Origin of the sequence: Chryseobacterium ginsenosidimutans, from assembly GCF_024807225.1 — a bacterium.
Classification (GTDB): Bacteria; Bacteroidota; Bacteroidia; order Flavobacteriales; family Weeksellaceae; genus Chryseobacterium; species Chryseobacterium ginsenosidimutans.
Window position 1 is genome coordinate 16,307 of record NZ_JANUCO010000001.1, and the last position, 18,241, is coordinate 34,547.

General features: G+C 35.2%; 16 protein-coding genes. 12 read left to right on the top strand and 4 right to left on the bottom strand.

Annotated features, from left to right (window positions below; translation table 11 throughout):
* Positions 1-291: 291 nt before the first annotated feature.
* The 4 genes from J3D55_RS00080 to J3D55_RS00095 all read right to left on the bottom strand — a co-directional run bounded on the left by J3D55_RS00080 (position 292) and on the right by J3D55_RS00095 (position 6,215).
* Positions 292-1,665, bottom strand: coding sequence for a T9SS type A sorting domain-containing protein (locus J3D55_RS00080; RefSeq protein WP_259127102.1), 1,374 nt, complete (start codon positions 1,663-1,665; stop codon positions 292-294).
* Positions 1,613-3,823, bottom strand: coding sequence for a hypothetical protein (locus J3D55_RS00085; RefSeq protein ID WP_259127103.1), 2,211 nt, complete (start codon positions 3,821-3,823; stop codon positions 1,613-1,615). Before J3D55_RS00085 ends, J3D55_RS00080 begins: the two co-directional genes overlap by 53 nt.
* Before the next feature lie 320 nt (positions 3,824-4,143).
* Complete coding sequence (locus tag J3D55_RS00090; protein ID WP_259127104.1) at positions 4,144-5,283, bottom strand: EpsG family protein; 1,140 nt, start codon at positions 5,281-5,283, stop codon at positions 4,144-4,146.
* Positions 5,280-6,215 carry a hypothetical protein gene (locus tag J3D55_RS00095; protein WP_259127105.1) on the bottom strand — a complete coding sequence of 312 codons (936 nt, stop codon included), beginning with the start codon at positions 6,213-6,215 and terminating at the stop codon, positions 5,280-5,282. The genes J3D55_RS00090 and J3D55_RS00095 overlap by 4 nt, the downstream gene beginning before the upstream one ends.
* A 268-nt stretch (positions 6,216-6,483) precedes the next feature.
* Between J3D55_RS00095 and J3D55_RS00100 the strand changes: the two genes are divergently transcribed.
* The 12 genes from J3D55_RS00100 (at position 6,484) to J3D55_RS22255 (ending at position 18,218) form a co-directional block, all read left to right on the top strand.
* On the top strand, positions 6,484-10,137 hold the full coding sequence (locus J3D55_RS00100) for an MMPL family transporter (RefSeq protein WP_259127106.1): 3,654 nt from the start codon (positions 6,484-6,486) through the stop codon (positions 10,135-10,137).
* A gap of 42 nt (positions 10,138-10,179) precedes the next feature.
* A complete protein-coding gene (locus J3D55_RS00105; RefSeq protein WP_259127107.1) occupies positions 10,180-11,094 on the top strand; it encodes a dialkylrecorsinol condensing enzyme DarA in 915 nt (304 codons plus the stop codon).
* Between the two features lies 1 nt (position 11,095).
* On the top strand, positions 11,096-12,235 hold the full coding sequence (gene darB, locus J3D55_RS00110) for a dialkylresorcinol biosynthesis protein DarB (RefSeq protein ID WP_259127109.1): 1,140 nt from the start codon (positions 11,096-11,098) through the stop codon (positions 12,233-12,235).
* Positions 12,235-12,666, top strand: a complete 432-nt coding sequence (locus J3D55_RS00115; protein ID WP_259127110.1) for a hotdog family protein — start codon at positions 12,235-12,237, stop codon at positions 12,664-12,666. The genes darB and J3D55_RS00115 overlap by 1 nt, the downstream gene beginning before the upstream one ends.
* A 68-nt stretch (positions 12,667-12,734) precedes the next feature.
* Positions 12,735-13,178 carry a hotdog family protein gene (locus J3D55_RS00120; RefSeq protein WP_259127111.1) on the top strand — a complete coding sequence of 148 codons (444 nt, stop codon included), beginning with the start codon at positions 12,735-12,737 and terminating at the stop codon, positions 13,176-13,178.
* Positions 13,179-13,184: 6 nt separating this feature from the next.
* Positions 13,185-13,589: a flexirubin biosynthesis protein DarG gene (DarG, locus tag J3D55_RS00125; RefSeq protein WP_259127113.1), complete on the top strand. Its 405-nt coding sequence runs from the start codon at positions 13,185-13,187 to the stop codon at positions 13,587-13,589.
* Positions 13,590-13,640: 51 nt separating this feature from the next.
* The gene (darH, locus tag J3D55_RS00130) at positions 13,641-14,636 is read left to right on the top strand and encodes a BtrH-related acyltransferase DarH (protein ID WP_259127115.1); all 996 of its coding nucleotides are present in this window, start codon (positions 13,641-13,643) and stop codon (positions 14,634-14,636) included.
* 1 nt (position 14,637) lies between these two features.
* Complete coding sequence (locus J3D55_RS00135; protein WP_259127116.1) at positions 14,638-15,393, top strand: ABC transporter ATP-binding protein; 756 nt, start codon at positions 14,638-14,640, stop codon at positions 15,391-15,393.
* On the top strand, positions 15,380-16,651 hold the full coding sequence (locus J3D55_RS00140; RefSeq protein WP_259127118.1) for an ABC transporter permease: 1,272 nt from the start codon (positions 15,380-15,382) through the stop codon (positions 16,649-16,651). Before J3D55_RS00135 ends, J3D55_RS00140 begins: the two co-directional genes overlap by 14 nt.
* On the top strand, positions 16,641-17,069 hold the full coding sequence (locus J3D55_RS00145) for an acyl-CoA thioesterase (protein ID WP_259127119.1): 429 nt from the start codon (positions 16,641-16,643) through the stop codon (positions 17,067-17,069). The genes J3D55_RS00140 and J3D55_RS00145 overlap by 11 nt, the downstream gene beginning before the upstream one ends.
* Positions 17,069-17,824: a beta-ketoacyl synthase N-terminal-like domain-containing protein gene (locus J3D55_RS00150; protein ID WP_310466683.1), complete on the top strand. Its 756-nt coding sequence runs from the start codon at positions 17,069-17,071 to the stop codon at positions 17,822-17,824. Before J3D55_RS00145 ends, J3D55_RS00150 begins: the two co-directional genes overlap by 1 nt.
* A complete protein-coding gene (locus tag J3D55_RS22255; protein ID WP_310466684.1) occupies positions 17,784-18,218 on the top strand; it encodes a hypothetical protein in 435 nt (144 codons plus the stop codon). The genes J3D55_RS00150 and J3D55_RS22255 overlap by 41 nt, the downstream gene beginning before the upstream one ends.
* Positions 18,219-18,241: the final 23 nt, after the last annotated feature.

Genomic DNA, 18,241 nt, shown 5'->3' on the forward strand with positions numbered 1-18,241 from the left:
GGCGTTTTATTTCTCTTTAGCGATGTATTAAATCTCTTAGAGCTTTTTTAATTTTTTTAATCTAAATTTTCTTAATCTAAGGACTTGTTTGAATTTTACATCCCGTATTATTTTAGAAAGCAAAGGCAAATAAAATTTGCTTCGCAAAGCGTGAAAATAGCGCTTCATCAAATCAACTTGTTGATTCATCTTTGCTTACTTAATTAAATTACTATTGAATTAAAACTTTGCGTTAAAAAATCAGCATTACTTTTTAAAATGTTTGAATAAAATTTAAACAAGCTCTTTTACTTATTCTTTTATAATTTTCACCATTTCTTCAGAATCATTAATTCTTAACAAATAAGCTCCCGAAATCAAAGAAGAAAGGTCGGTTTTCCCGTTTTCAAACTTACCGGATTTCACAAGCTGACCCAACATATTGTAAACCTGATAATAATACCCGTCTTTATTATCTCGCGCCTGAATATGCAATTCATCTTTCACAGGATTCGGGAAAAATGAAACTTCATCTTCTTTCACAACATCCTGAACCTCTTTTGCTGCCAAAATTGCTGCAGGTTTTGCGATCGGCAAAGAAGTAACCGGAAGTCTAGGAATGACGCCTTCTTCATTTCCATTAGCATCATATTTTATTCTTGCACAACGACAGCTCATCCCGAAATAAGGATCATTATTATCCTGAAAAGCAATCATTCGGTTGGCTGTAGAAGCGGCATCAAATAAGATATTGATGGGTCTTCCGATATAATTGGTATTCAATGCGGCTGTCCAGACTCCGGGATATTGATAATTAATAGTGTTAAAAGTTCCCGTTGCCGTTTGATTTCCCGTAACACTTCGGAAACCTCTCGACCCCGAATTGGGATAGTTTCCGACTCTGTAAGAAGAATCATTGTAAATATATCCGATGGTATAACTCGCAGAAGCGCTTCGTCGCACTCTTTGTCCTAAATAATCATTAATAACACTGTAAGAAGTTGCTGCATTTTTATCTTTTTTATACCAAGGCGTCAAACCAAAATCTTGTCCGGAAGCAATTGCGACACCTGTAAGATCCGGAATTCTCCAACCTTCAGGACACGGATCAAAAGGAGATTTTTTTCCACCTCTTCCCCATCTGTCGGGCGCTAAATTCGGTTCGTTTGCCAACCAGTCTGTTCCGTTGGTATAAGCCGGAGTTACCGTATTGTATGTTGCAAAAGTACTCGGAATCATATATACCAAAGGGTTTTTCACGGAGTACGACAATACTTTCGCAATTTTATCAGCAACCTTATCCGTCGTTGCAAAATTAGCGTTTGCCGCATTTGTATACGTGTTGTAAGGCACAATATAATTTCCTGCCAAATCATTATAAGCAGCAGCATTAAGCGTGGTATAAACTGTTGTTCCGCTCGCTGTAACACTGACTAAATAAATAGAATACGAAGCTCTGTCATCCGCAAATTGGAAAACAGGAATCGGATCTTTTCTTCCCCATTGATAATGCATACCAGTGGAAGCTTTAATTTTCGCTAATTCCGCGGAAGTTGGTGTAAGCGGATTCGCAACAACCGGAAACGCATCTGTTGCTCCTAAGTTTCTGTCCATAAATTCTGTCTGGAAAACATTATCTGCTTTTGGAACATAATTTACATAATTCGTAGCCGAAGTTACGGGCAATTCTGTGGTATAACTGTAAGAAACCGACCGCAGTATCTGTCACCCAAATATGCCACGACCAGTAAACAGGATTTGAGACACTTCCGTTATGTAAAGTGACTACGGCATTTCCGCTTTGATTCGGATTGATTCTTACCGAAATTTTTGAAGATGAAATCGCTCCCAAAGAACTTGGTGATGGATTAATAACCGTTGCGCTACTTATTAAACTTGTATTTGTTGTCCAGAGAATATTAGCTTTAAGATTATTAAAATTAGCTGTATTTAAAATTTCTTTGTTATTTAAAAGCTGACTTTGCACAGAAAATGCCTTACTCACCGGAATATCAATTGTAAAAGCAGAAGCATTTTTTACAACCTGATACGTATTTGGATTATTAAGACCTTCGCGATATTCTGTTTCCGGGGCTAAATATTCCGTCGGGAAATCATAATCATTCACCACATACAAAGGATCTTTTATGCATCTGCAACCTGCCGCATCTGTCGTAGAATTACTTCCCAAAGGAAAATACCAGTATCTTCCCTGAACAGTTGGAAAATTAGAATCAGGAATATCTGTCTGCATTTTATCGGGAATCATAAACAAAGTTCTTGCTCCCACTGCAGGCGTTGCATCAAAATGTCTCGCCATTGTCGCCGTCCATAAAGTTGTCTGATGCTGATCTGTATACTGACCTTGATGCGCATTGAAAACCACCGCTCCTGTTCCGGGGAAAACACCCATATTAAAACCTCCTGCATTGGATAAATCAAATCCTAGATTTGGATAAAGCTTAAAATTGGTCATAAAACCCGGAACTCCAGAATCTGTAGGCTTTATTTTGTGATAATTATTAGCTTCAAAAACATTTTTAGCCATATTGGTTCTCACTCCGAAAGGCGAATAATCGACTCTGATATCATCCACATACGTCGACGAAGCCAAATTTGCAACCAACACCGAAGGAATTCTCCAACCGTTCGGACAAGGGTCATAAGGAGATTTGTTTTTATATGGCTGAGCTGAAGCATTATCATTGTAATTTGCATTAAGTCTTCCCTGAGAATTATCCGACCAAAGATTAAGCTCCGGCAATTGGTTATCATTCAGTCCAGACATTTTACCAAACCAATTCACCATAAGATTCGCATTATTATTGTAATAAGCAATTCCTGAATTGTCATCTTTGTTGACATACATCAGACTCATCGGGTTTTTCACCGAAAGTCTTATATTGTTGGTAACCGTCGCGTTAGAAAGCAGAACAAATTTTCTTAAGTTATCAAAATTCGTTGCGCCGGTGAAGTTTTTTGCTCCGCGATGTCTTATTCTTCCGATCGATCCGGAAACTTCATAGAAGTCATTTCCTTTGTAAACCAATGGCGGAATGGGATCTTTTCTTCCCCATTGATAAAGAAGTCCTCCGTTTTTAATCCACTCGTTTGCTGTAAGAGAACTGCTTACTGCTCCAAGATTTCTATCCATCCAACCCCAGTCTGTGTCGGGAATTACCTCAACGGTGCCGTCTGTTCTTTGTCTTTTTACGTTCGGATAACTTTTATATTTCGATCCGTTGGAAGGATCATCGGTTACCCAAACATGCCACGACCAAAAAATTTCTCCATCTACCCTGAAAGCAATGACTGCATTTCCTTTTTTTGCTTTATTGATAGGAACTTTGATCTTTGCATTCTGTCCGGAATCCAAAATTTCCAAAGCATAACCTGTTCCGGATTTTATTAAACCGGGAATATCTTCCCATAAAACATCGGCGGTAACTTTTCCGTTGGGAATGGCAGATCCTCCGATATATTTGTCTGAACTCCACATGTAATAAGCTTTTTTTACAGGAATATAGATACCGTCATTGCTTTGGTTTGGATCGAATATATAACTGTTGGGAGCTTTTGACCAATCCGGGAGAGAAGCTTCCGATAAGCTATTTAAGGTATTCGTTTTTGTAAAGACAGATTTTGTAGTATTTCCATCATTATTATTGTGTTTTTTATCTAAACTTCCAGAAGATTTAATTAAAGAATCCGAGCCTTTAAAATATATTTTTCTTGATATTTCAAAACGATCAAATTTCTTGATTTCCAACCCTTCTTTAGCATAGATTCCATGCGAGACTAGGCAATACAATATTGCCGCTAAATTTTTAATTGACTTTTTCATATCCTTGACTTTGTGCTGTTATATCAGAAATACAACATTTAAACCCTTGTTAAAAAAAATCAATTTATTTTATAAATAATCAAACAATAACAATACTAATCTGTAAAAACAGTAATATTATTAAATTATATATGCATAATTTTCATTTCAAACTTAGGAATTGCGAAAATACAGCATTTTCTAAGGAAATTTTTATGAGTATACTCAGTTTGAATTAATTTTAATAATAGAAAATTATATAGATGATGTAAATAATGCAACAACAAAAAGACAACGTTTATTCAACATTGTCTTTTTATTCGCCTTTATTTAACTTTATTTTAAGGTAAAATATGATTTTTGTAAAGTTCTGCGGTAAATCTTCCTCCGATAATATTCTTGAAACTGGAGAATACCACAAAGTTGAAAATTGTTAATGCTATAATAAAAGAATAGATCATCCTTTTTGAGTTTGCAGAAACCACATACATGGCATTAGGAATAATAATATAGGCAAAACCGATGAACGCTCCCGCCAATCTGGAAGAGAAAATAGGATTGCTCCTGAAAATAAAATAAAAACAGATCCCAATCACGACATAAGCCCGGTGATATTCGTAATAAGGGAATTTTTCTTTCATTTTGGTATCAAAAGTAAAGAGGAAAAATGTGAGAATGGCCATCATTACTTCCGGAATACCGATTGCTCCGTTCAATCTTTCTACAGACTCATCCACATATCCGTTGAAACCTACTGCAACTGTATTGTCTGCCGAAATGCTGGTCAGTAAATCACCAAATACACGATACACTTCAAACGGTGATAAAAATACCGAAATAATGATCAAACTGAGCATGACATATTTGTTCAGAGGAATTCTTACCAGCCAATACATTGGTAAAAATATATAACAAACCGTATGAACACCCGCTGCGAGATAGATACAAATAAGATATGCCCAGAGTTTCCGCTCTTTGATAAACCTTATCCCAAAATAGGCGATAAAGGAACCCAAATTCTGTCTGATCTGCCCGTTTTCCCCAATAAAAAACCCGGGAATGAACAGGAAAAGCATAAATGTAAACGGATAAAAAGTATTATCATCCGTATATTCTACTTTGAAATATATCGCCAGAATCGCAATCACAAAAGTAAGTATGTAAAACGGCGCATTGAAAATATTAAGTAACAGCTTATTGATAAATACATACAGCCATTCTACCTCCATCGGCTGCGGACCATTCATCCCAAATGCTTTCATGATGATCGTTATATACTCTTTGGTATCCGAATAAACATAAATCCCTCGATAACTTCCATAATCGGGTCCTACTTCATCACGAAGTCCTGCAATGATAATTAAATACACTCCTAAAGCCCAAAGCCACTTTTTTTCAACTTTACCATTAAATACTTCCTGATAACTAAAAATCATCATGTAGATAATCGCAATGATATAATATGGATGTAATAAACTCATTTGTTGGATATGATATTTTTAAACTGATAAGAAGCCATCACAATTCCTGTAAGAATTAAAGGCATAAACAATCTTGTTTCCCAAAAAAGCCCCACTAAAGTAATCATTATAAGATAAGGCGAAGAGAAAAACAGATATTTTTTAATCATCGTTTTCCCCGTTTCATCAGAAAATTTGTAACTGAAATAAATACTTATTATTCCAAACAAAAGTCCCATCAGATTATACGGGCTCGTAAAATTTTTAATTAAATAAATCCCTTCAAAGAAAGAAGTATGCTGATGAATCATTATTCTCAAACCGACATACGGCAAAATAAAAGCAATAATTAAAAAAACCAATTCTTTTACAAAAGCAAAATTTTTCTTCTTTATATTTTCAAAATCTATAAAAACCGCTGCAAAAAATGCAATATTCAGGCAGGCTGTCTCTCTTACGAATGTTGAAATAAAAATAACGATACTCAACCCAATCAAATCTGTCGGTTTTCTTTCCTGAAGATATTTTAAGGTAAAAAATACGCCCCACATATAAAAAAACGCGGCAATACAATCACAATTTGTAGGAACATACTGCAAGATCACCATAAAAAATATCGCGATAAGATGAACCATTCTTCTTACATTCTGATTCACGAGAAGTTCTACAGGCTTTAATTTTAAAATCCTATTCAAAACAATTGAAGTAAGAATAAAAAAGAAAACATTGGTAAGAAACGTACTGTGGTAAAATAACGAGCCTTGCTTCAAAAGAAAACTCTTGGCAAAAGGCAAATAATTATTCACGATAAAAGTTACCGTATCTGTCACATGTACACTCAGGAAATTCGGGATGACACGATAGGCGTAAACCGAGGAGAACATAAAATCCGGTGCTTTTTCCCAGGATTTGATTCCGACCACGTAAGAAGTCTCAAACCCGTAATAGGACATAAAAAAAAGCAGGAAAGGGAGAATTATTACAAATAAAAATCCATCAATTTTTTCATCAAATATTTTAAACATATCAAAATCTAAGTCTTATTACTTAGTTAATTTTTGTTTACAAAATGCGTTTCATTAAGTGGGAACTTTTGCAAAAGTAGATTTTTTTTTCATTTCGCCTAAATATTTTATTGATTTTCAGGTAAAACTTATTGTTAAAAACATTTTGAACTCGTCATGAAAAATTTAAATTTGCAAACTTGATTTTTACAATATAATGCATCGGTTCTTCATTTATTTATATTATCTGATCTCTAAAAACAAGCTTCTCTCTGTATTTCTTGCAGTCGGAATAGCAGTTTTGTGCGGTTTTTTTGCTTCAAAAATTAATTTTGAGGAAGATATTAATCAGATTATTCCCAAAAATGAAAAATCCGATCTTACCGCAAAAGTTTTGAAACAGCTTAATTTCTCGGATAAGATCATCGTTATTATTGAAAACAAATCCAAAGAAGACAATTTTCAGCTTTCGGAAACTGCTGATACTTTTTTAACCAAAATTGAACCTTTACAAAAATACATCGGCTCGGTTCAGGGAAAAGTGAACGATAATGAAATTTCGGAAACCTTCGATTTTGTGAATCAAAACCTTCCTTTATTCTTAAATGAAAACGATTACAAAGAAATTGAAAGGAAACTGCAGAAAGACAGCATTGCAAAACAAGTTGAAAATAATTACGTTTCTCTGGTTTCGCCGACAAGTTTGGTGACGAAAGAATTCATCAAAAAAGATCCGTTGGGAATTACTTTTTTAGGAATAAAAAAACTGAATGCCTTAAACATCAGTAAAGATTTCAAGCTGGAAGACAACTACATCGTTACCAAAGACGGAAAAAACCTCTTGCTTTTCATCGAACCAAAAAATAAAAGCAACGATACCAAAAACAACGAAACATTTATCAATCAATTAAATGAAATAAAAGAGGGCATCAACAAACAATTCAAAGGAAAAACGGAGATCAGCTATTTCGGTTCGCCTGTGATTGCGGTTGCGAATGCACAACAGATTAAAAAAGACATCCAAAATACGGTCATGATTTCGATGACGGTACTTTTGATTTTGTTGATTTATTATTTCAGAAACTTTTTCACACCGATTATTGTTTTTCTTCCGACCGTTTTCTCTGTTTTACTGGCTTTATTGATTTTATATTTTATTAAGGATAAAATTTCAGCCATTTCGTTAAGTGTAGGAGCTATTTTGATCGGGATTACGATCGATTATGCGCTGCATATTCTCACGCATTACAAACACAACAACAATATTGAAGAGCTTTATAAAGAAATTACGCAGCCTATTATTTTAAGCAGTGCGACAACCGCGGTTTCTTTTCTTTGCTTAGTTTTTGTTCGTTCGGAAGCGTTGAAAGATTTGGGACTTTTTGCGGCGATTACTGTGATTCTATCTTCAATTACAGCCTTGATAATTGTTCCTCAATTGTACAAACCGAAGCAAGATAAAAAGAATGTTAAAGTCAATTTTATTGATAAAATCGGTTCTTATCCTTATGAAAAAAATAAACCTTTAATTATTGTCTGTTCGATCATTATTCTGGCGTGTCTTTTTGGTTTCAGGCATGTTGGTTTTAATGAAGATATTGGAGACCTCAATTATATTCCGAAGGATTTAAAAATAAGTGAAGCAAAACTGGAGAAACTTTCCGACATCACTTCAAAATCTATCTACACAATTTCTTACGGAGATTCGGAGGAACAGGCTTTGGCAAGAAATTCTCAACTCAGCAACTTTTTAGAAAAAGAAAAAAAAGACGGAAAAATTTTAAGCTATAATTCTCTCGGAAATGTTGTTTTATCTAAAAAAGATCAACAGGAAAAGATCGAAAAGTGGCAGAAATTCTGGGATGCGAATAAGAAAAATCAAACGATTTCTGAATTGGTTAAAAACGGAAATCAATTTGGCTTCAACAAATCTGCGTTCGATCAGTTTAATGAAAATTTAAATAAAAACTACTCTACATTAACCTTAAAAGATTACGAGAAAGTAAAAGCGCTCCAAATTTCTGAGTTTTTAAGTCAGGAAAATGGTTTTTACACGGTTTCGAATGTGGTAAAAGTTAACGAAAATAAAAGAGATGCTTTCATTAAAGACGTTGAAAAAAAGCATGAAGCTTTGGCAATCGACCGTCAACAGATGAATGAAAACTTTTTAGGCTTATTGAAAAGAGACTTTAATACCTTAATTAATTATTCTCTTCTCGCCATTGTTTTAACCATCATTGTTTTCTTCAGAAACTTCGAACTGACGATTCTTACCATGTTTCCAATTGTGTTAACAGGAATTGTAACGGCAGGAATTCTCTATTTCCTGGGATTGGAATTAAATATTTTCAGCACGGTTGTCTGTACATTGGTTTTCGGAGTTGGAGACGATTTCAGTATTTTCCTTACGCAAGCGATGCAAAAGGAACATACGACAGGGAAAAATGAACTTCCGACGTATAGAACTTCAATTATTCTGGCGGTTTTCACTACCATTTTATCCATCGGATCTTTAATATTTGCAAAACATCCGGCTTTACATTCATTAGCATTGGTCGCTTTAATCGGAATGTTTTCTGTGATTATTATTACCTCAACATTATATCCGTTTTGGTTTAGATTATTAATTACCAACAGAGCAAAAAAAGGACTTTCGCCGATTACATTCAGATTATTTTTACGTTCTGTTCTTTCATTTATATATTACGGATTGGGCGGACTTATCTTCTCTTTCTTCGGACATTTCTTTGTAAAAAAAGCAAAAGGAAAAACATTAGACAACATCAAAAAAGCAATTGCTTTATTTTTGAAATCTGTTTTGCATCTTTCCCCATTTGTAAAGAAAACCGTGATTAAAAATCCGAATGAAGATTTCAGCAAACCTTCCGTGATTATCGCTAATCACACCTCATTTTTGGATACTTTGGCGTTGGCAATGGCAACTCACAAGATTATTTACTTGGTTAATGATTGGGTTTATGATTCTCCGGTTTTCGGAAAACTGGTAAAAGCTTTAGGTTTCTTCCCTGTTTCTCAAGGCATCGAAAACGGAATGGAGAAATTGAGAGAAAAAATCGATCAGGGATATTCTTTAATGGTGTTTCCGGAAGCGGAACGTTCTTATACCAATGATGTGAAAAGATTCCATAAAGGTGCTTTTTATATTGCAGAACAGTTTGGCTTGGATGTTGTCCCTGTCTATATTCACGGGAATTCGGAAGTGCTTCCGAAAGGTGATTTTATCATCTACGACGGCGCAATTACGGTGAAAGTTGGCGATAGAATTAATAAAGACGACTTGAATTTCGGGAAAACCTATTCTGAAAGATCAAAAAAAATAAATTCTTATTTTAGAAATGAGTTTGCAAAACTGAGAAACGAACTTGAAGATGAAAATTATTTTAAGAAAAAGCTGTTTTTAAGCTATTTGTATAAAGATAATGATGTTGTAAAAGAAATAAAGCAAGATTTTAACACCAACAAATCGGTTTACTTTGAGCTGAACAAAAATATTCCGAAAGATGCCAATATTTTGCATATTGCAAATGATTTCGGGCAAAAAGACATTTTATTAACGCTTCAGCAAGCAGGAAGAAGAATCTTTAGTTTCATTAAAAATGATGAACGAAGAGAAACTGCCGAACAGACTTATTTAGTAAAAAGAAGAAAAATAAATTACATAAAAGATACCACAGAAATCAATAAAAAAATTGACGTTCTTTTGGTTTCCGACGAAAATTTCAACATCAGTGAACTTGCAGAACTCCCTGAAACTGTCATTTTTGTAAACATAAAAAACACTTGGTCTGAAAATAATAATTATACGTTAGAATTCAGTTCTGAATCATTAAAAGTATTCAAGACTAAATAATAAATCTGAAAAGCATATTTTTGTAACCGATAAAAAAAACTAATGCAAAAAAATATACTCGTTATATATTATTCACAAACCGGACAATTAGAAGATATTGTAAGGAATGTTGCAAAACCTTTTGAAGAAAAAAAGGAAGAATATAACGTTACCTATTATAATATAGAACTCAAGAAAGACTTTCCTTTTCCCTGGTCGAATGATGTTTTTTTCAACACATTTCCAGAATCTTATCTTCAGATTCCCAGTGAAATTCTTCCGCCATCAGAAGAAGTGTTAAACAAAAAATTCGATCTTATTTTATTTGGTTATCAGGTTTGGTATTTAACGCCGTCTATCCCTATTATTTCATTTTTAAAAAGCGGTTACGCCGAAAAAATACTGAAAGACACTCCGGTTGTTACCATTTCGGGAACAAGAAATATGTGGATGCTTTCTCAGGAAAAATTAAAAGTATATTTAAAAGACTTAAAAGCCAAGCTTGTAGGAAACATAGCTTTGGTAGACAGACACGACAACTACACAAGTGTATTGACGGTGGTTCGTTGGATGGTAGGCGGACAAAAAGAAAAATCGGGACTCCTTCCTGCAGCCGGAGTTTCAGACGAAGAAATTATTGGTTCTGTGAAATACGGACAAATTATTGAAAAACATTTTTCAGGAAACACGCTGGAAAACCTGCAACCCGAGCTGGTAAAAAACGGAGCGATCGAGATCAGACCTTTCCTGGTAAGAGTGGAGAAAGTAGGGAACAAAATTTTCACAATCTGGTCGAATCTTATCATGAAGAAAAAAGAGAAGCGCCCATTGCTTATCAAATTCTTTAAGGTATATTTGATGGCTGCGATATGGGTTATTTCACCAATCGTATTGGTTTTACACCTGTTGACAACACCAATTTTTTGGGTTAAAAGAAAAAAACAAAGAGAATATTTACAAGGAATTAATTTAAAATAGAATGTACGACGTATTTATAACAAAAGCAGCAAAATACTTGCCCAATGAGCCGGTTTCTAATGACGAAATGGAAACGTATCTTGGTTATATAAATGGCGCGAGGTCTAAAGCAAAATCGATTATTTTAAGAAATAACAAAATCACGACAAGATATTACGCTTTAGACAAAGAAGGAAATCCTACTCATACCAATGCCCAATTAACGGCAAAGGCAATTGAGGGACTTTTTGATGAAAACTTCAAAAAAGAAGACATGAAATTATTGTCTGTAGGAACCACTTCTCCGGATCAGATCCAGCCTTCACACGCTTCAATGGTTCATGGTGAGCTAAACATCGGAAAATCTATTGAAATTAATACCGCTACAGGACTTTGTAATTCTGGGATGAACGCCCTGAACTACGGATTCCTTTCCATTAAAGCAGGAGTTCAGGAAGCTGCCGTTTGTGCAGGTTCCGAGAGAATGTCGGCTTGGATGACGGCTGATAAATTCAACCACGAAGCAGAAAATTTAATTTTACTGGAAGAAAGACCGATCATTGCTTTCAAAAGAGAGTTTTTGAGATGGATGCTTTCTGACGGAGCGGGCGCTTTCTTATTGCAAAACAAACCGAGAGAAAACGAAACCAATCTAAAAGTAGAATGGATAGATTTCTATTCTTACGCTCACGAAATTGAAGCTTGTATGTATTCCGGTTGCGAAAAACAGGAAGACGGAAGCTTAAAATCTTGGGCAGATTATCCATCAGATGAATGGTTGAAGCAATCTATCTTTTCTTTAAAACAAGATACTAAAATCTTAGATAAATATATTTTGGTAAAAGGTGCCGAAAGCTTAAGATCTTCTTTCGACAAGCATGATTTGGAACCAGAATCTATCGATCACGTTTTGGCTCATATTTCTTCAGGTTATTTTAAAGAAGGCTTAAAAGAAGAATTTGCCAATGTAGGATTGGATTTCCCTTGGGAAAAATGGTATTACAACCTTTCTGAAATCGGAAATATCGGTGCAGGTTCTATTTTTGTGGCATTAGAAGAATTAATGAATTCAGGGAAATTGAAAAAAGGAGAAAAAGTACTTCTTTGCGTTCCTGAAAGCGGAAGATTCGCTTATTCTTGTTCTCTGTTAACGGTTTGCTAATGGAAAACAACTTACCAACAACGGATCAGAATTTTGTGGAAAGTTTAATTCCCCAACGGTTTCCTTTTGTAATGGTAAACAGCATTGCAGAGTATTCTGAAACTCAATTGGTTTCAGGATTTGAAATAAAAGAAGACAATATTTTTGTTCAAAACGGAGTTTTTCAGGCTTCTGGATTAATAGAACATCAGGCGCAAAGTGTGGCTTTACACACCGGCTACAAATTCTATTTATTGGGAAAAGAAGCTCCGACAGGTTATATCGGCGCTATCAAATCTTTTGAAACCCATGAATTACCGAAAATTGGAGACACTCTGAAAACAGAAGTTACCATTCTGAACGAAATAATGGGAGTAACTTTGGTAGATGCCGTTACGAAGCTAAATGATGAGGTTATTGCAAGTTCTCAAATGAAAACTGTGGTAAAATAATTATTAAAAATTTGAATTAAAAATTGCGAATTTTGCAGTAAAAATAAATTCAGAAACAATATAATGTAATGGAAATCAAGGAAGAAAATATCATCAACATCCACAATTTTTTGCCGCATCGCGAACCGATGTTAATGGCAGATTATATCTTAGAATTAACTAAAGAAAAAGTGGTGACTTCCTTTGAAATCCTTGAAGACAATATTTTTGTTCATAATAATCATTTTGTTGAAGCCGGTTTGATCGAAAATTTAGCGCAAACCTGTTCATCTATTCTCGGACAAAGCTTCTTCGAAAATCCTGAAGCAGACACAAAAGTAATTGGTTTTATTACCAATATCAAAAAGATTGAAATTTTTGCCTTACCAAAAGTGGGTGACAAGATCATCTCAAAAGCGTCATTGATTTCTCAGTTTGAAAACATCTGCAATATTTTTTGTGAGACTTTTAATAATGATGAATTGTTGATACGAGCAGAAATTAATTTGTTTATTCAGGAAGTAAAACACTAATAGACCATGAAAAAGCAAGACCTTCCTCAAGACGAAAGCAATCTGAAGTCCGCCAACATGACAGAAGTTCTGTATGTGACTGATGAGAATAATAATTATACCACTGCAAACAGTGTGGGTTGGGATATTAAAAAAGCCGCTTTGGATGAATCTTTGGCTTTAATTAACGAAAGAATCGAAGAAGCAAAACAAAACGTTGCCAACAATATTGTAAGTCCGATTATCTATTTCATGGAATTAAATAAAATGGATGTACAGGTTCTTGCAGCCTATGTCGGAATGTGGCAATGGCGCGTAAAAAGACATGCAAAACCAAAAATTTTTAAAACACTAAGCGAATCCGTACTGAAAAAATATGCCGATGCATTCGGAATTTCAGTGGATGAATTAAAAAACTTTAACGGTAAATAGCAACCTTCAAGGTCTTAAAAACCCTGAACGTTTGGTAAAATCAAGCTAAAAATGGAACTCAATTTTGAACATCACCAGACAGCACATTGTGAAAATGGTGTTGCATCCAACTTATTACTCAACAGAGGGTTAAAACTCAGTGAGCCTATGATTTTCGGAATCGGTTCCGGATTGTTTTTCGTGTATTTACCTTTCTTAAAAGTAAATTTTGCCCCCGGTTTCAGTTACAGACCGATGCCCGGAGCTATTTTCAGCAAAGCGGCAAAAAGACTGGGAATTAAAATTAAAAGAGAAAAATTTTCTAATCCGGCAGAAGCTCAAAAGGCATTAGAAAGAAATTTGGATAACAATGTACCGACAGGTTTACAGGTTGGCGTTTTCAACCTTACGTATTTTCCTGAAGAATATAAATTCCATTTCAACGCCCACAATTTGGTGGTTTACGGAAAAGAAAACGGAAAATTCCTGATCAGTGATCCTGTGATGGATTACACAACTTCTCTTACCGAAGCCGAACTGGAAAAAGTAAGATACGCAAAAGGCGCACTTCCGCCGAAAGGTCATATGTACTACCCTACTTACATTCCCGAAAATGTAAATCTGGAAGAAGCCATCAAAAAAGGAATTAAAGATACCTGCAAAAATATGTTGGCTCCTGTTCCGATTATTGGAGTAAGAGCTATGAGATGGGTCGCAAGAAGCATCCCGAAATGGGCAGCAAAAAAAGGAACAAAAACAACCAATCATTATCTTGGTCAGTTAATCAGAATGCAAGAGGAAATCGGAACCGGCGGTGGCGGTTTCAGGTTTATTTATGGTGCATTTTTGCAAGAAGCTGCTGTGATTCTTAAAAATGATGAGTTGAAAGAACTTTCTAAGGAAATCACAACAATCGGTGACCTTTGGAGAGATTTTGCCGTTGATATTGCCCGAGTTTACAAGAACAGAAACTCGAAAAGTGATATCTACAACCAACTTTCAAAAACGATGCTTCATATTGCAGATCTGGAAGAAGCTTTTTATAAAAAACTGAGAAAAGCAATTTAACGTGGAGAATATCATTGAAATAAAAAACCTGTACAAAAAATACAAACACGCAGAAGAATTTTCTGTAAATGATATCTCGTTGAATATTGAGGAAAACGAAATCTACGGAATTCTTGGACCCAACGGAGCTGGGAAAACGACGTTGATTTCCATGCTTTCGGGTTTAATTAAGCCAACTTCGGGAACATTTAAAATTAATGGATTATCGCCTCAGAAAGACGGGTATAAATTAAGACAAATCATAGGAATCGTTCCACAGGAATATGCGCTTTATCCGACTTTAACGGCGAAAGAAAACTTAATGTATTTCGGAAGTCTGTATGGTTTAAGCCACAAAAAATTAAGAAATACGATTGATGAATCCTTAGAACTTATGGGTCTATCAAAATTCGCAGATAAAAAAGTAGAACAGTTCTCAGGAGGAATGAAGCGCCGTTGCAATTTGATTGCAGGAACTCTGCACAATCCGAAAGTGTTGTTTCTGGACGAACCCACCGTCGGTGTTGATGTACAGTCTAAAAAAGCAATCATCGATTATCTTTTAGATTTAAATAAAAAAGGAACGTGCATCATTTACACGTCGCATCACCTTTCTGAAGCGGAAGAATTCTGTACAAAAATTGCTATCATCGATCACGGAAAAATCCACGCTGTAGGAACTCCCGAAGAATTGGTGAATCGAGTGGCAAGTGCCGAGAATTTAGAAGATGTTTTCATTTCATTAACCGGAAAAGAATTAAGAGATGTTGTTGTATAAATTGTGGAGAAGTTTCGTTAAAGAAATCCTTTTGCTAAAAAGAGATATCGGAGGAATCGTCATTATTTTCGTGATGCCTTTATTGTTGATTATCACGATCACCTTAATTCAGGATTCTACTTTCAAAAATCTGGAAGGCTCAAAAATTCCGATTATTTTTATTGATAACGACAAATCAGAAATTTCAAAAAATATAAAACACGAGCTGGAAACCAGTAAAACGTTCGAGCTTTTGACCAATTATAATGAAAAATCTGCTCAGGAAGCCGTTTTTTCAGGAGATTATCAAATGGCGATCGTTATTCCTGAAAATTTAACCAAAGATTTAAATTCAAATATCGACTCCAAAGTTCAGACGATTGTAAGTTCGTTTGGATTGGAAGACAATTCAGATAAAAAAGCTCAGTTACCGGATGTAAAAGCGAAAGACATTCATTTGTATTTTGATCCTGCCACCAATATCGGCTTCAAAAACAATGTGATGAATGCCGTGAATAAAATGGTTTTTGAGATCGAAAATAAGAAGATTTACTCCGCTTTTCAAGATCAACTGGGAACAACCGAAAATCTTTCGGAGAATAAAAATTTAATCAGCTTTAAAGAAATCACTCCCAAAAAAGGAAAGATGGATGTGATGCCGAATTCCGTTCAGCATAACGTTCCAGCTTGGGCGTTGTTTGCGATATTTTTTATCGTCGTGCCTTTGTCTATCAATTTAGTTAAAGAAAAAAGTCAGGGAACGAGCGTGAGAGCAAGAATCAGCCCGACTCCTTATTTTGTGCATATTTTGGGTAAAACATTTACGTACCTTATCATCTGTATCATTCAGTTTTTGTTGATGGTTGCAGTCGGAATTTACCTTTTCCCTTATATGGATTTACCACAATTTGACGTCACCGGAAAAATGTTTCAGCTACTCGTTGTGACTTTATTTTCAGGTTTGGCAGCGATTGGTTTTGGTATTTTATTAGGAACCATTGCCGATACTCAGGAACAATCTGCACCGTTTGGCGCAACTTCGGTTGTTGTTTTGGCCGCTGTTGGAGGAATCTGGGTTCCGGTATTTTTAATGCCCGAATTTATGCAGTCCGTTGCGAAATTTTCTCCAATGAACTGGGGATTGAATGCCTATTACGATATCATTTTAAGAAACAGCGGAATCGGAGGAATTGCCAAGGAACTTGCTTTCTTATTCTTATTTTATCTTGCAATGGTCGGTATTTCATTAATTTACGAAAGAAAACAAAATGCAGTCTAAAGAACAAAACATATTAACTTGTACGGAAAAAGTCCGCGTAAGATTCAATGAGACAGATCCTTTGGGAATTGTTTGGCACGGACATTACATCGTATATTTCGAAGACGGAAGAGAAGCTTTCGGAAGACAGCACGGTTTAACGTATCTCGATATTCAAAAAGCAGGATTTGTAACGCCGATTGTAAAAAGTACTTGCGAACATTTTCTTCCTTTAAAATACGGAGAAACGTTCAATATTGTAACGACTTTCGTGAACTCGACTTCAGCGAAATTAATTTATCGATACGAGCTTTTTAACGAAGAAAATAAATTGGTGTGTTCAGGAGAAACCATTCAGGTTTTTCTGGATTCTGATAACAATTTATGCTTATACAATCCCGAGTTTTTTCAGGCTTGGAAAGATAAAATGGGATTATAATGAGCAAGGAAATTTACATCACAGATTACAACTGCGTCACGCCTTTGGGTTTTGATGTTTCCTCTAATTGGAATGCCCTTTTGGAAGGAAAATCCGGCGTAGCTTTACATAAAATCATAGAAAATCAAGACGCTTTTTATGCTTCGATTATTGATTCGGAAAAACTGGAAATTGAATTTAATAAATTCTTCGACATAGCTCAGAATGACAGTCAGGATTTTACAAGGCTGGAAAAAATGTTTTTGCTAAGCTTAAAACCTTTGGTTGAAAGACATCCTATTTCAGACGAAACGGCTTTCATTTTATCGACAACAAAAGGAAATATCAGTTTATTAAAAAATCAGACGGCTTTACCGGAAGGCGTTTTTCTTTCAAGTTTAGCTCAAAAATTGGCTGATTTTTTCGGATTTAAAACTAAACCCATTGTTGTTTCGAATGCCTGTGTTTCAGGAGTTATGGCGATTGCTGTCGCGAAAAATATGATTCAGGCAGGAAAATATAAAGATGCTTTTGTGGTTGCCGGAGACGAAATTTCAGAGTTTGTCATTTCAGGATTCAATTCCTTCCAGGCAATCGGAACGGAAATCTGTAAACCTTACGACAAAAACCGTGACGGAATCAATATCGGTGAAGCAACGGCGGCTGTTTTTATTACTTCAGAATTAAATCAAAACGAAAATTTTAGTTTTAAAATATTAGGCGACTCTGCCATCAATGATGCGAATCATATTTCCGGCCCATCAAGAAACCGGTGACGGATTGTTTGCGAGCATCAACAATGCAATGAAAGAAGCCCAAGTTTCAGCAGAACAAATCGATTTTATTTCTGCACACGGAACAGCAACAATATACAACGACGAAATGGAAGCCATCGCTTTCAACAGAATGGAATTGCAAAATGTCCCACTCAATAGTATGAAAGGTTATTACGGGCATTGTTTGGGAGCATCAGGATTATTGGAAAGTATTATTTCAATGGAATCTGCTTTGAAAAATACCTTAATTCCATCTAAAAACTTTGAAGAAACGGGAACTTCCAAACCTTTGAATATCATCAAAGAAAATCAACCCGCAGAAATCAAATATATTTTGAAAACTGCTTCAGGTTTTGGCGGATGTAATGCGGCAATTGTTTTGGAGAAAGCATAAAATAATTTTGTAATTTTGATAGA